This is a genomic window from Streptomyces sp. NPDC026659, assembly GCF_040638245.1.
Lineage (GTDB): Bacteria > Actinomycetota > Actinomycetes > Streptomycetales > Streptomycetaceae > Streptomyces.
Genome location: NZ_JBEZXY010000009.1, coordinates 80,939 through 97,479, shown reverse-complemented (window position 1 = coordinate 97,479; position 16,541 = coordinate 80,939). Strand labels below are relative to the sequence as shown.

General features: G+C 73.1%; 17 protein-coding genes. 9 read left to right on the top strand and 8 right to left on the bottom strand.

What is annotated here, in order from left to right; translation table 11 throughout:
* Positions 1-2 precede the first annotated feature (2 nt).
* The gene (locus AB0E91_RS22920) at positions 3-851 is read left to right on the top strand and encodes an SGNH/GDSL hydrolase family protein (RefSeq protein WP_361784888.1); all 849 of its coding nucleotides are present in this window, start codon (positions 3-5) and stop codon (positions 849-851) included.
* 99 nt (positions 852-950) lie between these two features.
* Here AB0E91_RS22920 and AB0E91_RS22915 read toward each other — a convergent pair whose 3' ends face one another.
* Both AB0E91_RS22915 and AB0E91_RS22910 read right to left on the bottom strand, forming a co-directional pair.
* Positions 951-1,211: a hypothetical protein gene (locus AB0E91_RS22915; RefSeq protein WP_361784885.1), complete on the bottom strand. Its 261-nt coding sequence runs from the start codon at positions 1,209-1,211 to the stop codon at positions 951-953.
* A gap of 625 nt (positions 1,212-1,836) precedes the next feature.
* Positions 1,837-2,235, bottom strand: coding sequence for a hypothetical protein (locus AB0E91_RS22910; RefSeq protein WP_361784882.1), 399 nt, complete (start codon positions 2,233-2,235; stop codon positions 1,837-1,839).
* A gap of 356 nt (positions 2,236-2,591) precedes the next feature.
* On the opposite strand from AB0E91_RS22910, the gene purB reads away from it, so the two are divergent.
* Together purB and mug are read left to right on the top strand one after the other, a co-directional pair.
* Positions 2,592-4,034, top strand: a complete 1,443-nt coding sequence (gene purB / locus AB0E91_RS22905; RefSeq protein ID WP_361784879.1) for an adenylosuccinate lyase — start codon at positions 2,592-2,594, stop codon at positions 4,032-4,034.
* 50 nt (positions 4,035-4,084) lie between these two features.
* Complete coding sequence (gene mug / locus AB0E91_RS22900; RefSeq protein ID WP_361784876.1) at positions 4,085-4,576, top strand: G/U mismatch-specific DNA glycosylase; 492 nt, start codon at positions 4,085-4,087, stop codon at positions 4,574-4,576.
* A 33-nt stretch (positions 4,577-4,609) separates the two neighbouring features.
* On the opposite strand, the gene AB0E91_RS22895 is transcribed toward mug, so the two are convergent.
* The 3 genes from AB0E91_RS22895 to AB0E91_RS22885 all read right to left on the bottom strand — a co-directional run bounded on the left by AB0E91_RS22895 (position 4,610) and on the right by AB0E91_RS22885 (position 6,740).
* Positions 4,610-5,029 carry a hypothetical protein gene (locus AB0E91_RS22895; RefSeq protein WP_361784874.1) on the bottom strand — a complete coding sequence of 140 codons (420 nt, stop codon included), beginning with the start codon at positions 5,027-5,029 and terminating at the stop codon, positions 4,610-4,612.
* Between the two features lie 77 nt (positions 5,030-5,106).
* The gene (locus AB0E91_RS22890; RefSeq protein ID WP_361784871.1) at positions 5,107-5,817 is read right to left on the bottom strand and encodes an ABC transporter permease; all 711 of its coding nucleotides are present in this window, start codon (positions 5,815-5,817) and stop codon (positions 5,107-5,109) included.
* Between the two features lie 2 nt (positions 5,818-5,819).
* Positions 5,820-6,740: an ATP-binding cassette domain-containing protein gene (locus AB0E91_RS22885; protein ID WP_361784868.1), complete on the bottom strand. Its 921-nt coding sequence runs from the start codon at positions 6,738-6,740 to the stop codon at positions 5,820-5,822.
* A 108-nt stretch (positions 6,741-6,848) separates the two neighbouring features.
* On the opposite strand from AB0E91_RS22885, the gene AB0E91_RS22880 reads away from it, so the two are divergent.
* The 3 genes from AB0E91_RS22880 to AB0E91_RS22870 all read left to right on the top strand — a co-directional run bounded on the left by AB0E91_RS22880 (position 6,849) and on the right by AB0E91_RS22870 (position 10,124).
* Positions 6,849-8,003 carry a histidine kinase gene (locus tag AB0E91_RS22880; RefSeq protein WP_361784865.1) on the top strand — a complete coding sequence of 385 codons (1,155 nt, stop codon included), beginning with the start codon at positions 6,849-6,851 and terminating at the stop codon, positions 8,001-8,003.
* Positions 8,004-8,233: 230 nt separating this feature from the next.
* Positions 8,234-8,887 carry a response regulator transcription factor gene (locus AB0E91_RS22875; protein WP_361784862.1) on the top strand — a complete coding sequence of 218 codons (654 nt, stop codon included), beginning with the start codon at positions 8,234-8,236 and terminating at the stop codon, positions 8,885-8,887.
* Between the two features lie 79 nt (positions 8,888-8,966).
* Positions 8,967-10,124, top strand: coding sequence for an ROK family transcriptional regulator (locus tag AB0E91_RS22870; RefSeq protein ID WP_361784859.1), 1,158 nt, complete (start codon positions 8,967-8,969; stop codon positions 10,122-10,124).
* Between the two features lie 84 nt (positions 10,125-10,208).
* Here AB0E91_RS22870 and AB0E91_RS22865 read toward each other — a convergent pair whose 3' ends face one another.
* Positions 10,209-10,967, bottom strand: coding sequence for a GntR family transcriptional regulator (locus tag AB0E91_RS22865; protein WP_361784856.1), 759 nt, complete (start codon positions 10,965-10,967; stop codon positions 10,209-10,211).
* Between the two features lie 153 nt (positions 10,968-11,120).
* Positions 11,121-12,011, bottom strand: a complete 891-nt coding sequence (locus tag AB0E91_RS22860) for an RNA polymerase sigma-70 factor (protein WP_361784853.1) — start codon at positions 12,009-12,011, stop codon at positions 11,121-11,123.
* 206 nt (positions 12,012-12,217) lie between these two features.
* Between AB0E91_RS22860 and AB0E91_RS22855 the strand changes: the two genes are divergently transcribed.
* Both AB0E91_RS22855 and AB0E91_RS22850 read left to right on the top strand, forming a co-directional pair.
* Positions 12,218-13,048 carry an alpha/beta hydrolase gene (locus AB0E91_RS22855; protein ID WP_361784850.1) on the top strand — a complete coding sequence of 277 codons (831 nt, stop codon included), beginning with the start codon at positions 12,218-12,220 and terminating at the stop codon, positions 13,046-13,048.
* A gap of 242 nt (positions 13,049-13,290) precedes the next feature.
* Positions 13,291-14,715, top strand: a complete 1,425-nt coding sequence (locus tag AB0E91_RS22850; RefSeq protein ID WP_361784847.1) for a GNAT family N-acetyltransferase — start codon at positions 13,291-13,293, stop codon at positions 14,713-14,715.
* A gap of 60 nt (positions 14,716-14,775) precedes the next feature.
* Here AB0E91_RS22850 and AB0E91_RS22845 read toward each other — a convergent pair whose 3' ends face one another.
* On the bottom strand, positions 14,776-15,969 hold the full coding sequence (locus AB0E91_RS22845) for a PLP-dependent transferase (protein ID WP_361784844.1): 1,194 nt from the start codon (positions 15,967-15,969) through the stop codon (positions 14,776-14,778).
* Between the two features lie 59 nt (positions 15,970-16,028).
* Between AB0E91_RS22845 and AB0E91_RS22840 the strand changes: the two genes are divergently transcribed.
* Positions 16,029-16,508, top strand: a complete 480-nt coding sequence (locus AB0E91_RS22840) for an Lrp/AsnC family transcriptional regulator (RefSeq protein WP_161179188.1) — start codon at positions 16,029-16,031, stop codon at positions 16,506-16,508.
* The last annotated feature ends 33 nt before the right edge of the window (positions 16,509-16,541 follow it).

Sequence of the window (16,541 nt, the reverse complement as noted above, 5' to 3'; positions counted from 1 at the left end):
CCATGCACACGAACTCCACGCCTCCCGCCCACGCCAGCCTCGTCGCCCTCGGTGACTCCTTCACCGAGGGGATGTCGGACCGGTTGCCCGACGGTTCCTATCGGGGATGGGCCGATCTTCTCGCCTCGCGGATGGCGGCACGCACGCCGGGATTCCGGTACGCCAACCTCGCGGTGCGAGGGAAGCTGATCGGGCAGATCGTCGACGAGCAGGTGGATGTCGCGGCGGCGATGCGGCCGGACGTGATCACGCTGGTCGGCGGCCTGAACGACACCCTGCGGCCCAAGTGCGACATGGGCCGGGTCAAGGGCCTGCTCACCGAGGCGGTCGAGCGGCTGGCACCGCACTGCGGGCAGCTCGTGCTGATGCGCAGCCCCGGCCGGCAGGGCCCAGTGCTCGAACGGTTCCGGCCGCGCATGGAGGAGCTGTTCGACTGCGTGGACGGGCTGGCGGAGAAGCACGGCGCGGTCGTCGTCGACCTGTACGCCGCGCCCTCCCTGTCCGACCCCCGCCTGTGGGACGTGGACCGCCTGCACCTGACCCACGAGGGCCACCGCCGGGTCGCGGAGGCGGTGTGGCAGTCGCTCGGCTACGCGCCCGAGGACACCGAGTGGCGCACCGCGATGCCGCCCACCCCGCCGCCTGGCTGGATGGACCGCCGCGTGGCGGACGCCCGCTTCACCCGGCAGTACCTGCTCCCCTGGATAGGCCGCCGCCTGACCGGCCGCTCCTCGGGCGACGGCCGCACGGGCGCCCAGTTCAGCGCCGAGCTGGGCAAGGCGTTCTGGATCACCCCCGCCGACCACATGGAGCCGGGCCCGGTGACGGACTGGCGCCGGGTGGAGCTCTGAGCGGGAGCCCCGCCCGGCGGCCTCGCACCGCTTGAACGCGAGGCGCCGTATCTCTCCCTGCCGGAGTGCGACACGGTCCTTCCGTGGTCCGGCCGCCCGTCACTCCGTCGGCATGGAGGAGACGACGCGTGAGAACTCCGCCTCGGTGAGAGGGCGCCCCCAGAGCGCCACCGTCCACGACCAGCGGGCGTCCGCCCAGTGGTGCACGTAGGCCGAGGGATCGGAAACCCACCCGGGCTCGAAGGACGGGGAATTCAGGGGCCGGCGGATGAGAACCGCCATGCTCGGGGTGCTCTCGGGCGCGTCGTCGTTGTACAGGTCGATCGCGAGGACGCCGGTGCCGAGGTCGCCTTCGGACACGACGGGTTCGAAGTGTGCGGTGCCGCCGGGGCAGCGGCAGCGGCAGCGGCAGCGGCAGCGGCAGCGGCAGCGGCAGCGGCAGCGGCAGCGGCAGCGCATGGTCCCGGTAGTACGGCCTCCGTCACCTCGGCCACGAGGATGATGCCGAGCTCCGCGTCCACGACCAGCCGCAGGGGATGGGCGAGCGCCGGAGTGCTGAGGGTGACGTCCCAGGCGTCCCGGCCGTCGTGTACGACGCGGGTGGGCCCCTCGCTGGCGGTGGCCCCGCTGAGGGAGTCCAGGCCCGCGCAGTCGATGAGCCGGTGCGGCAGCGGAGCGAGATCCCAGGGGAAGTCGTCGGTGAACTGCAGCCGGTCGGCGCGTACGACCTCGGACAAAGGGTTCCTCGCCGGGCTCCGCGAACTCGACCGAGACGTCGCCGCTGTCGTGTTCCAGGAGCCAGTCGCGCGGCGGCCGGTGCGCGAAACGCGTCCCGAGACGGACCGGGCTGGCCGGCGGCCACCCCTGACGGTCCTGGTGTCGCGGCTGGACCGAGGCGTGGTGCCCCTCCACAGCAGGCGCGGGTGTCCCGTCGAGCAGCTCTTTGAGCTCGCTCCAGTTCATCACGGCGTCTCCGCGGCCCGGGTCAACTGCCGTCGCCCGTGGTGTGGCACAGCTTGGTCGTCGTCCTGGTGACGCACACGTCCCAGCCGTGGGACTTCTCGCCCGCTTTCCCGTCGTCTCCGGTGGCGTGGGACCCGTCCGCGAAGTCGACCATCAGATTGACCATCGGGAACTTCGTGACCACCACGGTGTTGCCGAATCCCTTCACGATCTTCTGCTTGTCGACCGCGACCCCCGAAGCGGCGCCGTCCGCCGCGTCCTTCCTCCAACTGCAACTGGCCTCGATCGCGAAGACATCACCGGATTTGTAGATGTAGTCCGTGGTCTTCGCTCCGCGCCGGAGCTTGTACCCCGTGGGCGTGGGCCGCTCCGGTGAGGGCGAAGAACGCTGCCATGGCGGCTGCGGCAGCCTGTCCGGCATGACGTACGCGCACCGTTCCCTCCTGCGGGTGGGAGATGGGGGGCGGTTGGGAGACACTTGACGCTCATGGTCGTCCCGACTCGATTGGTCCGTCAGGAGTGTCCCGCACGGCACGGTCACGCACCGGGAGCCCACGGGGCTGGTTCACGCGGATGAGTGAGCACGAGCACCGCGCCCCGATTCCGTAGGGCTGCCGGCGCCTGCCGGCGCCTTGCCGAAGTTGGGGCGCGAGGTCCATGAGAAGCTTGACGGCCGTCGAGAACGGCACCCCCTTGGCGAGCCACAACACCCTTGTAGCTTCCTCCGAACAACCCCAGCGCGCTGGCCTGCACGAATTGCCAGTAAACTCGGTGCACGTGACTTCAGCGCCCGCCAAGCCCCGCATCCCGAACGTCCTCGCCGGACGCTACGCCTCCACCGAGCTCGCCTCGCTCTGGTCGCCCGAGCAGAAGGTGAGGATGGAGCGGCAGCTCTGGCTCGCCGTGCTGCGGGCGCAGAAGGACCTCGGCATCGACGTGCCCGACGAGGCCATCGCCGACTACGAGCGTGTGCTCGACACCGTGGACCTCGCCTCGATCGCCGAGCGCGAGAAGGTCACCCGGCACGACGTGAAGGCCCGGATCGAGGAGTTCAACGCCCTCGCCGGTCACGAGCACGTGCACAAGGGCATGACCTCGCGCGACCTCACGGAGAACGTCGAGCAGCTCCAGATCCGCGTCTCGCTGGAGCTGATGCGCGACCGTACGGTGGCCGTCCTCGCCCGCCTGGGCAGGCTCGCGGCGGAGTACGGCGAGCTGGTCATGGCCGGCCGCTCGCACAACGTGGCCGCGCAGGCCACCACCCTCGGCAAGCGCTTCGCCACGGCGGCCGACGAGCTGCTGGTGGCGTACGAGCGTGTGGAGGAGCTGCTCGGCCGCTACCCGCTGCGCGGCGTCAAGGGCCCGGTCGGCACCGCCCAGGACATGCTGGACCTGCTCGGCGGGGACGCCGCCAAGCTGGACGAGCTGGAGCAGCGGATCGCCGCCCACCTCGGCTTCTCGCGGGCGTTCACCTCGGTCGGCCAGGTCTACCCGCGCTCGCTGGACTACGAGGTCGTCACGACGCTGGTCCAGCTGGCGGCGGCGCCGTCCTCGATCGCGAAGACGATCCGGCTGATGGCGGGCCACGAGCTGGTCACCGAGGGCTTCAAGCCGGGCCAGGTCGGCTCCTCCGCGATGCCGCACAAGATGAACACCCGCTCCTGCGAGCGCGTCAACGGCCTGATGGTGATCCTGCGCGGCTACGCCTCGATGACCGGCGAGCTGGCGGGCGACCAGTGGAACGAGGGCGACGTGTCCTGCTCGGTGGTGCGCCGGGTCGCGCTGCCGGACGCGTTCTTCGCGCTGGACGGCCTCCTTGAGACGTTCCTGACCGTGCTCGACGAGTTCGGCGCCTTCCCGGCGGTCGTCGCCCGTGAGCTGGACCGCTATCTGCCGTTCCTCGCCACCACCAAGGTCCTCATGGCCGCGGTGCGGGCCGGGGTCGGCCGCGAGGTCGCGCACGAGGCGATCAAGGAGAACGCCGTCGCCACCGCGCTCGCCATGCGCGAGCAGGGCGCCGACCGCAACGACCTGCTTGACAAGCTCGCCGCCGACGAGCGCCTCCCGCTGGACCGCGAGCAGCTTCAGGCCCTGATGGCCGACAAGCTGTCCTTCACCGGTGCCGCCGCCGACCAGGTCGGCGTGCTCGTCCGCCGCATCGACGAGATCGCCGCCAAGCACCCGGAGGCCGCCCGCTACACCCCCGGAGCGATCCTCTGAGTTTCACCCAGGCGGAGCTGGAGGCCGCCCGCGACCGTCTCGTCCCCGACGTGATCGCGGACGGCCTCCACGTCCTGTTCTGTGGCATCAACCCGGGCCTGATGTCGGCCGCGACGGGCCACCACTTCGCCCGCCCCGGCAACCGCTTCTGGCCCGTGCTCCACCGCTCCGGCTTCACTCCCCGGCGGCTCGAGCCCGCCGAGGAACGCGACCTCCTCTCCTACGGCCTCGGCATCACCAACGTCGTCGCCCGCGCGACCGCCCGCGCCGACGAGCTGAAGCCAGAGGAGTACCGCGAGGGGGGCCGGCTGCTGGCAACGAAGGTCGAGCGGTGTGCCCCGCGCTGGCTGGCCGTGGTCGGCGTGACCGCCTACCGCTCGGCCTTCGCGGACCGCGCCGCCCGGATCGGCCCGCAGGAACGGACCATCGGGAACACCCGGGTCTGGGTCCTGCCCAACCCCAGCGGCCTGAACACCCATTGGACACTGGAGACCATGACGGAGGAGTACGCGCGGCTGCGGGAGGCGGCGGACGGCGCGTAGCGAACGGGGCACAGCGAACGGGGCACAGCCGCTCTACGGCGGAGCCGTCCACGTCACGGCCGCCAGCAGCTCGACCTCGTCGTCCGTGTCCCGGTCGGCCACCCCCACCGCCACCCACACCCCGCCCTCTCCCGCCTGCCACACATCCAGTTCGTCCGTGCGCAGACAGAGCGTGGCCCAGGGTTCGGGTATGGACTCCCCGCGCGCGAGCCGGACCCGGAGGGTGAGCTGGCCCCAGGCGGGGCCACCGCCCCAGCGCTCGTCGAGCCGCGCGGCGATCGCCTCGCGCAGTGCGTGGAAGTCCTCGGCCGCACGTCCCCGCGCTCCCGCGTCGCCCGCGCCGAGCCCCTGGCTGGTCTCCAGGGCCGCAGTGCGATACCCGGCCCCGCCCTCCCGGAGATCCAGGGTGCGGAGCCGGTCGATGGCGGCGAGATGCCGGGCGACGACGTCCATGAGTCCAGTAAAGCCGGGGGCACTGACAATTGGCGGGGCGTCAGCGGGACTGCGGGGACCGAACTGGTGCCGGTCGCTCAGGCGTCCCGTCGCCGTACGCACCATGCCCCCGCGAGGAGTGCCGCCGCGGTCCACAGCGCGGTGACCGCGAGCCCGGTCCAGGGGCCGAGGGCGCCGTCCCAGGTGCTGTGCAGGGCGACCTGGCCGGCCCGGTCGGGCAGATAGTCGGCCGCTCCGGCCGAGAGGTCGCCGATGACGAAGGACACGATCAGCAGGAAGGGGATCAGCAGGGCGAGCGTGGTGACGCCGCTGCGCAGGACGGCCGCGAGTCCGGCGGCGAGGAGCGCCATCAGCGTGAGGTACAGCGCGCAGCCGACGGCGCCCCGCAGCCCCTCACTCCAAGTGGGCGCGTCCGCACCGAGGTTGATACGGCCCAGACCCAGGGTCAGCAGGCCCGTGAGCAGGCCGACCGCGAGCATCGGCAGGGCGACGGCGGTGGCCTTGGCGGCGAACCAGCGCGTGCGGTCCGGTACGGCGGCCAGCGTCAGCCGCAGCGCACCGTCCCGGTACTCACCCGCCACCGCCATGGCGCCGAAGGAAACCGCCGCGATCTGGCCGAGGCTGACGCCGAAGAACGCCGAGAACAGCGCATCGGAATGGTCGGGATCAGCCGCCGCGACCGCCGAAAAGCCCACGGTGACAAGGAGGATGGCAGCCAGGGAGCCGACGAGCGACCGCAGCGTACGGATCTTGAGCCACTCGGCGTGCAGGACGGGTACGAACGGCATGGTCAGACCTCCTGGGGCTGTGCGGTGAACTCGGCCTCGGCGGCCGTGAGGTCGAAGTACGCCTCTTCCAAGCTGGCTTCCTGGGAGGCGAGTTCGAGGACGGGCAGCCCCTCCTCGGACATCAGACGCCCCAACTCCTCGGCGCGGGCCTGCCGTACGGTCCAGGCGCCGTCCGCGTCCCGCTCGGCCTCGTGGCCGTGTCGCAGGAGCAGCGCGCCGAGGGCGTCGGCGTCGGCCGTGCGCACCCGCACCCGGGGACGCACCCGGGCGTCGATGAACTCCCGTACCGAGGTGTCCGCGAGGAGGCGGCCCCGGCCGAGGATCACCAGATGGTCCGCGAACACGGCCGTCTCGCCCATCAGATGGCTGGACACCAGGACGGTACGGCCCTCGGCGGCCAGTTCGCGCAGCAGCGAGCGGACCCAGACGATGCCCTCGGGGTCGAGCCCGTTGGCGGGTTCGTCGAGCAGGATCACCTCCGGGTCGCCGAGCAGTGCGGCGGCGATGCCGAGCCGCTGGCGCATCCCGAGGGAGAAGGTCCGCACCCGGCGCCGGGCCACGGAGGCGAGCCCGGTCCGCTCCAGGACGGTGCCGACCCGCGCCACGGGGATGCGGTTGGCCGCCGCGAGCACCCTGAGGTGGTCGTGGGCCGTGCGGGCGCCGTGGGCGGCACGGGCGTCCAGCAGGGAGCCCACCCGGCGCAGCGGCTCGGTGAGTTGGTCATAGGGGCGGCCGTCGAGGGTGGCGGTGCCGGAGGTGGGGCGGTCGAGGCCGAGGACGAGCCGCATGGTGGTGGACTTGCCCGCGCCGTTGGGGCCGAGGAAGCCGGTGACGCGGCCGGGGCGCACGGTGAGGGTCAGGCCGTCGACGGCGTGTCTGCCGCCGTACTCCTTGGTGAGGTCGCGCAGTTCGATGCTGGTCATGGCAACGAGCCTCGCCGGATACGCGCGCCCGCACCTCCCCCTGGCGTGGGGATCTCCTCCCCCGCGCGGGGGAGGCCGGCCACCGGTGCGGCCTGCGACGATGGCTCCATGGTCCGCTTCCTGCGCCCGCTGCTGCGCGGGACGACGTATACACGCCTGCTGCATCTGTGGGTGCCGATGCTGATCGTCAGCGTCTGGCTCTTCATCGACCCCGGTACGCCCTGGATGCCCGCGCTCCTGATCGCGCCGGCCGGTCTCGTGGCCGGGGTGCGGATGGGCGAGGGCGTGCAGGCGCGGCTGCTGCTGACACCCGGCGAGAAGGAGCCCGGCATCTCCGCGGTCCCGGCGGCCTCGTGGCGGGACCGGTGGCGCACCGTGCTGTGGCTCGAGGTGCGGATGGTCCTCGGGGCGGCCGCGACGTTCGCCTGCGTATGGCTGCCGACGCTGACCTTCGACCTCGTCAAGTACGCCTGGGGGAGGCCGTCTTCGGGTGTCCCTCTCCTGGACCGGCTGCCGCCGCACCCGGCGTACGCGCTGCTGGCCCCACTTCCGCTGCTCGCCCTGTACGGCGCGGTGGTCGGGCTCGGCGCCCTCGTCACGGCGTGCGCACGGCAGTTGCTCGGCCCTTCGGCCGCCGAACGCCTGGCCGCGCTGGAGGAGCGCACCGAGCTGTTGCTCGAACGGACCAGGATCGCCCGGGAGTTGCACGACTCGATCGGGCACGCGCTGACCGTGGCCGTGATCCAGGCGGGCGCCGCGCGGGCGGCGGGCGACGCGGAGTTCACCGGGCGCGCGCTGACCGCCATCGAGGAGACCGGCCGGGCCGCCCTCGAGGACCTGGATCGGGTGCTCGGGGTGCTGCGCGAGACGGAACGTCCGGTGGGCGCGCGCCCCACGCTGACGGACGCGGGCAAGCTGCTGGAGTCGGCGCGGGCCTCCGGTGCCAAGGTGGACTCCGAGGTGACGGGCCCGATGGAGGCGGTGCCGGGACCGGTGTCCCGCGAGGGCTACCGCATCCTCCAGGAGGCGCTGACCAACGTCCTGCGGCACGCGGGCCCGGTCCCCGTGCGGGTCCGGGTGGCCGTCGCCGGGCAACGGCTCACGCTGGAGATACGCAATCCCCTCCCGGCGGGGCTCGCCGAGAGCCGTGGCGGCAGCGGGCTGCGTGGCATCCGCGAGCGGGCGGCGCTGCTCGGCGGCAGCGCTCTGACCGGGCCGGACGAGGGCGAGTGGCGGGTACGGGCGGAACTCCCGCTCGGCTGAGGCGAGATGGGGGGCAGCGGCTTCACCGGTGACGGCGGCGGTCCGTGCTGATCTAGTGCCGCGGCAGGCAACGTTTGCCCGTCAAGGAGCGGCGTCCGGTGCGTGCTCTCGGCGTGCCGGCCGGAAGCCCTCGTACTGGGCGTACTCGGGCTTTCGGCCGGTGCGGCGAGAGTGCGTGCCGGGCGTCGCGACGGGGCGAACGTTGCCTGTTGCGGCACTAGGCTGGCCGGATGCCGGTCACCGTACTGCTCGTCGACGACGAACCCCTGGTCCGCGCCGGTCTGCGGGCCGTGCTCGACGCCCAGCCCGACATCAAGGTGGTCGGCGAGGCCGCCGACGGCGCGGCCGTCATCCCGTTGGTGCGTCAACTCCGCCCGGACGTCGTGGCGATGGACGTGCGGATGCCTCTCCTCGACGGCATCGAGGCCACGCGCGCGGTCCTGCGCACGGTGACCGATCCGCCCAAGATCGTCGTGGTGACGACCTTCGAGGAGGACGAGTACGTCTACGAGGCGCTGCGCGCGGGCGCGGACGGCTTCCTGTTGAAGCGGGCCCGCCCGGAGGAGATCGTGCACGCGATACGGCTGGTCGCGGCGGGCGACTCGCTGCTGTTCCCGGCGTCCGTACGGCAGTTGGCCGCGCGGTACGGCGGGGAACGGGCCGCCTCCGATCCCCTGTCGGCGGCGCGGCTGACGGAGCGGGAGGCGGAGGTGCTGCGGCTGATGGCACGGGGTCTGACCAACGCGGAGATCGCCGCCCGGCTGGTGGTCGGCGCCGAGACGGTGAAGTCGCATGTGAGCGCGGTGCTGGCCAAGCTCGGGGCGCGTGACCGCACGCAGGCGGTCATCGCCGCGTACGAGTCGGGGTTCGTCGCACCGGGATGATCCCCGCCCGGCCCTCGCCGGGGCGTGCGGGGCCGAGTACGATCCGCCCCACGACGCCCGCGAGCTGGGAGGACGGACCGTGGGGCAGCTGACCGGTGGCGATCCCTCGCTGCTGCGGAGGATCAACTCCGCGGTGGTGCTGCGCGCGCTGCGTGACGCGGAGTGCGCGACGCTCACCGAGATCACCCGGGTGACCGGGCTGTCCCGGCCCACTGTCGAGGGGGTCGTGGAGGGGCTGGCCGAGGCGGGGCTCGTGGTGGAGACGGCGGCCGAGGAGGGGACGGCCAGGAGGCAGGGGCGCCCGGCGCGGCGGTTCCGGTTCCGGGCCGAGGCGGGGCATCTGCTGGGCCTGGAGATAGGGGCGCACCGGGTGGTGGCGACCCTGTCCGACCTGGACGGACGGGTTCTCGGCACCCAGACCAGACCCGTCGACGAGAAGGCCCCGGCCGACGAGCGCCTGGAGCGGCTGCGCGGCACGGTCGCGGAGCTGCTGCGCCGGGCCGGGGTCGCGCGCGGCTCGCTGCGCGCGGTCGGGGTGGGCACCCCGGGCATCGTGGAGGCGGACGGAACGGTTCGGCTGGGTACGGCGCTGCCCGGCTGGACGGGGCTGCGGCTCGGTGACCGGCTGAGCCGTTCCTTCAAGTGCCCGGTGCTGGTGGAGAACGACGCCAACGCGGCTGTCGTGGCCGAGCGTTGGAAGGGCGCGGCGGCCAAGAGCGACGATGTGGTGTTCGTGCTGGCCGGGCTGAGCCCGGGCGCGGGCGCGCTGATCGGCGGGCGGCTGCACCGGGGGTTCGGCGGGGCGGCCGGGGAGATCGGGGCGCTGCATCTGCTGGGCCGCGAGGCCACGCCCGAGACGCTGCTGTCCACCACGGGCGAGCCGCTGCCCCCGCTCGACGAGCAGGCGGTCACGGAGGTGTTCGCGCTGGCCCGCGAGGGCGACCGGGCGGCGCGGGCGGCCGTGGAGCGCTTCATCCAGCGGCTGGTGCACGACGTGGCCGCGCTGGTCCTGGCCCTCGACCCCGAACTGGTCGTCATAGGCGGCTGGGCGGCGGGCCTGGACGGTGTCCTGGACCCCCTGCGCCGCGAGCTCTCCCGCTACTGTCTGCGGCCCCCGGGCGTCGCCCTCTCCCTCCTGGGCGAGGCGGTCGTCGCCATGGGCGCGCTGCGGCTGGCCCTGGCGCATGTGGAACGGCAACTGTTCGCGGTGGAGGGGGCGGTGGGCGCGGCCGACTGAGCCGCCCCGGCCGGAAAACACCGCACGCCCCGCCAAGTCGGCGGAGCGTGCGGTCAGTTCCATGCACCCGTCTCAATGCATCCGTCAGGACGCGCGGCGCGTTCTGTCGTCGTGTATCTCGACGTCCGGAGAGTCGCCGAACGTCAGCCGGCACGTGTCCGCACGGTAGGTCGCCACCGAGAGCGCGGCCGTACGGCCCGCCGCGTGGAAGCGGGTCGTGAGGACCAGGACCGGGGAGCCCGGCAGCCGGTCGAGTTCGCGGGCGTCGTCCGCCCCGGCGGAGCCGAGTTCGACGGCGCGGTCCTGTCCGTCGAGCTCCAGCCGGTGCAGCTCGCGCAGCACCGCACGCGCGCGGGACGGGCCCGAGGGCGCATCGATCGCGGTGAGGTCGGGCACCGAGGCGGCCGGGACGTAGAGCAGTTCGGTCGCGACGGTGCGGCCGTGCGAGGTGCGGGAGCGGCGCACGATGTGCACCTCTTCCCCGCCGGTCTCCAGCGCGGCCGCGACGGAGGCGGGCGGCACGGACCGTACACAGTCCACGGGCTGCCAGACGTCGCCCCCGGCTCCCGGCCAGGTGTGCCGCGAGGTGCCGACGGCGACGCCCATGCGCGGCGGCGCGACCGTGGTGCCGACCCCCCGGCGGCGCTGGAGGCGGCCCTCCAGCTCCAGCTGCTCCAGGGCCTGGCGCAGCGTGGCGCGGGCCACGCCGTAACGGGCCGCGAGATCGCGTTCGTTCGGCAGGATCTCCCCGACCGAGAACTCCGAGTCGAGTGCCTCGGTGAGCACGGTCTTGAGATGCCAGTACTTCGGTTCCGGCACCGATTCCAGTTGCGTGGTCCCCACCCTGTCCTCCGCAAGCCGTTGTCCGGCGGTTTTGGCGCCCTTGTTTATTAAAGGTTGTTGCAGTTATCAGTGACCATAAAACGGGCCTGACCCTTGGTCAAGACCAATTCTCCCTCCAGCGCCCATATCGGCGGGCCCCGGACAACCCGGCGTTCATACGGTGTTCGCGAGAGAGCGCAGCTTGTCCGGGTTGCGAGCGATGTAGACCGTGCTGATGAGGCCGTCCACGATGCCCACCTGGAACACGGTGTCGGGCTTGCCGTCGGACAGGACGAGCACCGCGACTCCGCCGTTGACCTCGATGAACTCGAACGACTGGCCGGGCACGGAACCCTTGCGGGTGACGCCCACGAGGAAGCGGCCGACCTTGTCGGCGGTGTGCAGCTCCCGGACCGGCGCCTTCGCCTTGCCGCCGCTGTCGCCGACGAGCCGGGCCTCGGGGGCGAGCAGCGACATCAGTCCTTCGAGGTCGCCCTCGGTCGCGGCGGCCAGGAAGCGCCGGGTGAGGTCGCGGCGCTGGGCGGGGTCGACGTCGTAGCGCGGGCGCCGCTCCTCGACGTGGTGGCGGGCGCGTCCGGCGAGCTGGCGCACGGCCGCCTCGCCGCGGTCGAGGAGTTCCGCGATCTCGGCGTACGGATAGCCGAACGCCTCACGCAGCACGAACACCGCGCGCTCCAGCGGGGAGAGCGACTCCAGCACGACGAGGACGGCGAAGGAGACGGAGTCGGCGAGCAGGGCGCGGTCGGCGGTGTCGGGGACGGCGTCGCCGAAGTCGGTGACGTACGGCTCGGGCAGCCAGGGGCCGACGTACGCCTCGTCGCGCGCCTTGACCTGGCGCAGCCGGTCGATGGCGAGCCGGGTGGTGACGCGCACCAGATAGGCGCGCGGTTCGCGGACCTGGTCGCGGTCGGCGCCCGCCCAGCGCAGCCAGGCGTCCTGGACCACGTCCTCGGCGTCGGCGACGCGGCCGAGCATCCGGTAGGCGACTCCCATGAGGAGGGGGCGGTTCTCTTCGAAGACGTCGGTCGCGATGTCGGTGGTCACCGCCACATCCCAGCCGACCCGTCCGCCGGTGTCCAGACGGTATCGCCCGACACGCCCCGTGGTCCGTACGGAATCGGCCCGTCCGGTGCCGACGGGCGTGCGGGGCAGGTGTGTTCACGGTCCGGCGGCGCGGGTACTACCCGTCGGTAGCCATTGCTGACAAGCTGTCCACCGCGTCCGTCAGCAGTCCACCCGAGGAGCACTTCATGTCCGCCACCGCCTCCTTCACGGTCAACGGCCCGCACGCCGCGGGGGACGTGACCGTCTCCTACGAGCGCGTGGGACGCGGCGAGCCGCTGGTCCTGCTGCACGGCATCGGGCACCACCGGCAGGCGTGGAGCCCGGTGATCGACATCCTGGCGACCGAGCGCGAGGTGGTCGCCGTGGACCTGCCGGGCTTCGGCGCCTCCCCCGGCCTGCCGAACGGCCTGGACTACGACCTGCCGACGACGAACGCGGTGCTCGGCGCGTTCTTCCGCGAACTGGGCCTGGACCGGCCGCACGTGGCGGGCAACTCGCTCGGTGGCCTCCTCGCCCTGGAGCTGGGCAGCGCGCGACTGGTCCGTTCGGTCACCGCCCTGTCCCCGGCCGGGTTCTGGACCGAGGCCGAGCGGCGCTACGCCTTCGCGCTGCTGCTCACCATGCGGGGCATCGCCCAGCGCCTCCCGCTGCCCCTGGTGGAGCGGCTCGCGGGCAACGCGGTGGGGCGTACGGCGCTGACCAGCACCATCTACGCCCGCCCGCAGCGCCGTTCGCCCGAGGCGGTGGTCGCCGAGACGCTGGCGCTGGCCGGGGCGACCGGGTTCGAGGCGACGCTGCGCACGGGCACCACCGTGCGGTTCACCGACACCGTGCCCGGTACGCCCGTCACGGTGGCATGGGGCGCCCGGGACCGGGTGCTGCTGCGCAGGCAGGGCGTGCGCGCGAAGCAGACGATTCCGCACGCCCGCCTCGTGCGGCTGCCGGGCTGCGGGCACTGCCCGATGAACGACGACCCGGCGCTCGTGGCCCGTGTCCTGCTGGACGGCAGCCGCTGACCGCCCGCGTCCCGTACCCTCGGCAGTGCCGCGCACCGGCGTCATCCCCCGGAGCGCGGCACTCCGCCGTAGGGGTCAACTCGGCTGTCGGCTGAGCACGTTCCGTGGCTGATGGGACGCCGTGCACGGCGCCGCGGCGCGGCAGGGCCGTAGAAAATGCAAGGAAATCGACCCAATCAGCCTTTACCCATCGGTCACAGAGCGTTCGTGATCACGCAACACCGCTGGGTCACAGTGGCCGCATGACACCAGAGACAACGCAGACGATGCGCGCCCGGCACGGGCGCCCGGTGCACCACTGGCGGCGGGATCTCGTGGAACTGGCCGCGCTGTTCACGGCCGTCGCCGTCGCGGACGCGGTGGCGAACCTGGTCGGGCACGGCCCCGACGGTCCCGCGCTGCTGGTGGCCTCGGCGGTCGCGCTGGCCGCGACCGCCGGGTTCCACACCTGGTGGTCCCGACGGCACGGACACGCACCCCCGGTGCCCGACAGCGATACCGGCGCCCGGTCCGCCGCCGCGGCGCGGCCGGCCGGGCAGTCCGACGGCGAAGGCGCTCCGGTGGACGGACCGGGCGCGCTGTGGCGTATGCGGACGACGGTGCGGGACGAGCCGGGTTCGCTGGCCGTGCTGTGCACGGCGCTGGCCGAGGCCCGGGTCGACATCGTGAGCCTCCAGACGCATCCGCTGGCCGACGGCACCGTGGACGAGTTCCTGCTGCGGGCGCCGGGGCCGCTGACGGCGACCGAGCTGACCCGGACGGTCGCCCGGGCGGGCGGCTCCGCCACCTGGGTGGAGCGGGCCGACGCCCACGACCTGGTGGACGCCCCCACCCGGGTCCTCGGCCTGGCCACCCGCACCGCCCTGGACACCGCCGAACTGCCGCTCGCGCTGCGCCAGTTGCTGGGGCGGTGCACGGTGCGTTCGCTGCCCGGCAGGTCCACGGACGAGGAGACGGTGCCCGTCGAAGGCGTCCTCGAGGACACGGTGCTGCGGCTGCGGGCCCCGGGCGGCGGGGTGTTGAGCGTGGAGCGGCCGTATCTGCCGTTCACACCCACCGAGTTCGCGCGGGCGCGGGCGCTGGTCGAGCTGGACGGCAGGCTGGGGCCGCGCATTCCGCGCGGCCGTGACGTGCTGACGCTGCCCGAGGGCAACGACATCACCGTGCGCCGGGTGGACACCGGCGACCTGGAGGCCGCCCGCGCGATGCACGAACGGTGCTCGCCGGCCACTCTCGCGCTGCGCTACCACGGCCCGGTCGCCGACGCGGACCGTTACCTCAACCATCTGCTCAGCCCCCGCTTCGGCCGCACCCTGGCCGCGCAGACCACCTCGGGACGCGTCGTCGGACTCGGCCATCTGCTGTGGGACGGCGACGAGACCGAGGTCGCCCTGCTGATCGAGGACGACTGGCAGCGGCGCGGCATCGGTGCCGAACTTCTGGGCCGCCTGGTCGCGTTGGCGGTCGAGGCGGGCTGCGAGAGCGTGTACGCCGTGACCCGCTCCTCCAACACCGGCATGGTCGCGGCGATGCGCGGCCTCGGACTCCCTCTCGACTACCAGGTCGAGGAGGGCACCCTCGTCATCACGGCCCGGCTGGACGCGGTGCCGGTGCCGGTCACGCAAAAGGACGGCCGGACCCGGACGGCCACCCCCGGCCACGGCTGATCCGTACCCGGTACGGCCCGAACGGCGCCTGGAAACAGGTCCGTTCGGGCCGTACGACGTTCACCCCACCGCCTCGCTCAACGGCACCGGCGTACGGACGGCCGTACCCAGCGCCCCGTCCAGGTCCGCCCACAGGTCGTCCACGTCCTCCAAGCCGACCGAGAGCCGCAGCAGCCGGTCGCTCACTCCGGCGCCGCGCCGGTCGTCGGCGTCGACGATGCGGTGGCTGATGGACGCGGGGTGCTGGATGAGGGTGTCCACGCTGCCCAGGCTGACGGCCGGGGTGATCAGCCGGACGCGGGAGATCACCTCGTGCGGGTCGCCGTGCGTCTCGAAGGCGATCATCGCGCCGCCCAGCCGTGGATAGCGGACGCGGGCGACGCGCGGGTCGGCGGCGAGCCTGCGGGCCAGCTCGGCGGCGTTCGCGGAGGCGGCCCGGACGCGTACGGGCAGCGTGGCCAGGCCCCTGAGCAGCAGATACCCGGCGAGCGGATGCAGCACCCCGCCGGTCGCGAACCGTATCCGGCGCAGTTGTCCGGCGAACTCCTCGTCGCAGGCCACCACTCCGGCGAGCACGTCCCCGTGGCCGCCGAGGTACTTGGTGGCGCTGTGCAGCACCAGGCGGGCGCCGAGCGCGGCGGGGCGTTGCAGCACGGGGGTGGCGAAGGTGTTGTCGGCGAGCAGCGGGACCGTGCCGCAGGCGTGGGCGACGGCCCGCAGGTCGGTCTCGGCGAGGGTGGGGTTGGCCGGGGACTCGACCATCACCAGGCCGGTGTCGGGGCGCAGCGCGTCCGCGATGCCCGCCGGGTCGGTCCAGGTGACCTCGGTGCCGAGCAGCCCGGCGGTCAGCAGATGGTCGCTGCAGCCGTACAGCGGCCGTACCGCGACGACATGGCGCAGGCCCGCCGCCGAGCGGGCGAGCAGGACCGCGCTGAGGGCGGCCATGCCGCTGGCGAACGCCACGGCGGACTCGGTGCCTTCGAGCCGGGCGAGCGCGGTCTCGAAGCGGGCCGTGGTCGGGTTGCCCAGGCGGCCGTAGACCGGCGGTCCCACGGGGTCGGCGCCGTCGGCGGCGAAGGCGTCGATGCGGGCCGCCTCGGCGCGGCTGTCGTGGGAGGGGTAGGTGGTGGACAGGTCGATGGGCGGGGTGTGCAGGCCCTGGCGGGCGAGGTCGTCGCGGCCGGCGTGCACGGCCTCGGTGGCCAGGGCACGGGAAGGGGCGTAGTCAGAAGCGCCGTTGCTCGCTGAGTCCATGGCGTCAGGGTGAACACCGGCCGGGTTCGGATGGCCAAAGGCCGTGTTACGTTCGGCCCATGGCCGATTCCGTCGTACTGGACCCGGTGGATCTGCTTCTGCTGCGGCTGCTGCAGAACGACGCCCGGACGACGTACCGCGACCTCGCCGCGCAGGCCGGGGTGGCGCCGTCGACGTGTCTGGACCGGGTGGCACGGCTGCGCCGTTCGGGGGTGATCCTCGGGCACGAGCTGCGCCTGGACCCGGCGAAGCTGGGGCGTGGGCTCCAGGCACTGCTGTCCGTCCAGGTCAGGCCGCATCGCCGGGAGCTGGTCGGACCGTTCGTGGAACGGGTGCGCGCGCTGCCCGAGTCGCGGACCGTCTTCCATCTCACCGGCCCCGACGACTACGTGATCCATGTCGCGGTGGCGGACATGGCCGATCTTCAGCGCCTGGTGCTGGACGAGTTCACCTCGCAGCGTGAAGTGGCGCGGGTGGAGACCCGGTTGATCTTCCAGCAGTGGGACTGCGGTCCGCTGCTGCCGCCCGGCACGCCGTGATCCGAAACGGGGTGACGTGGGCACGTCGTGGGC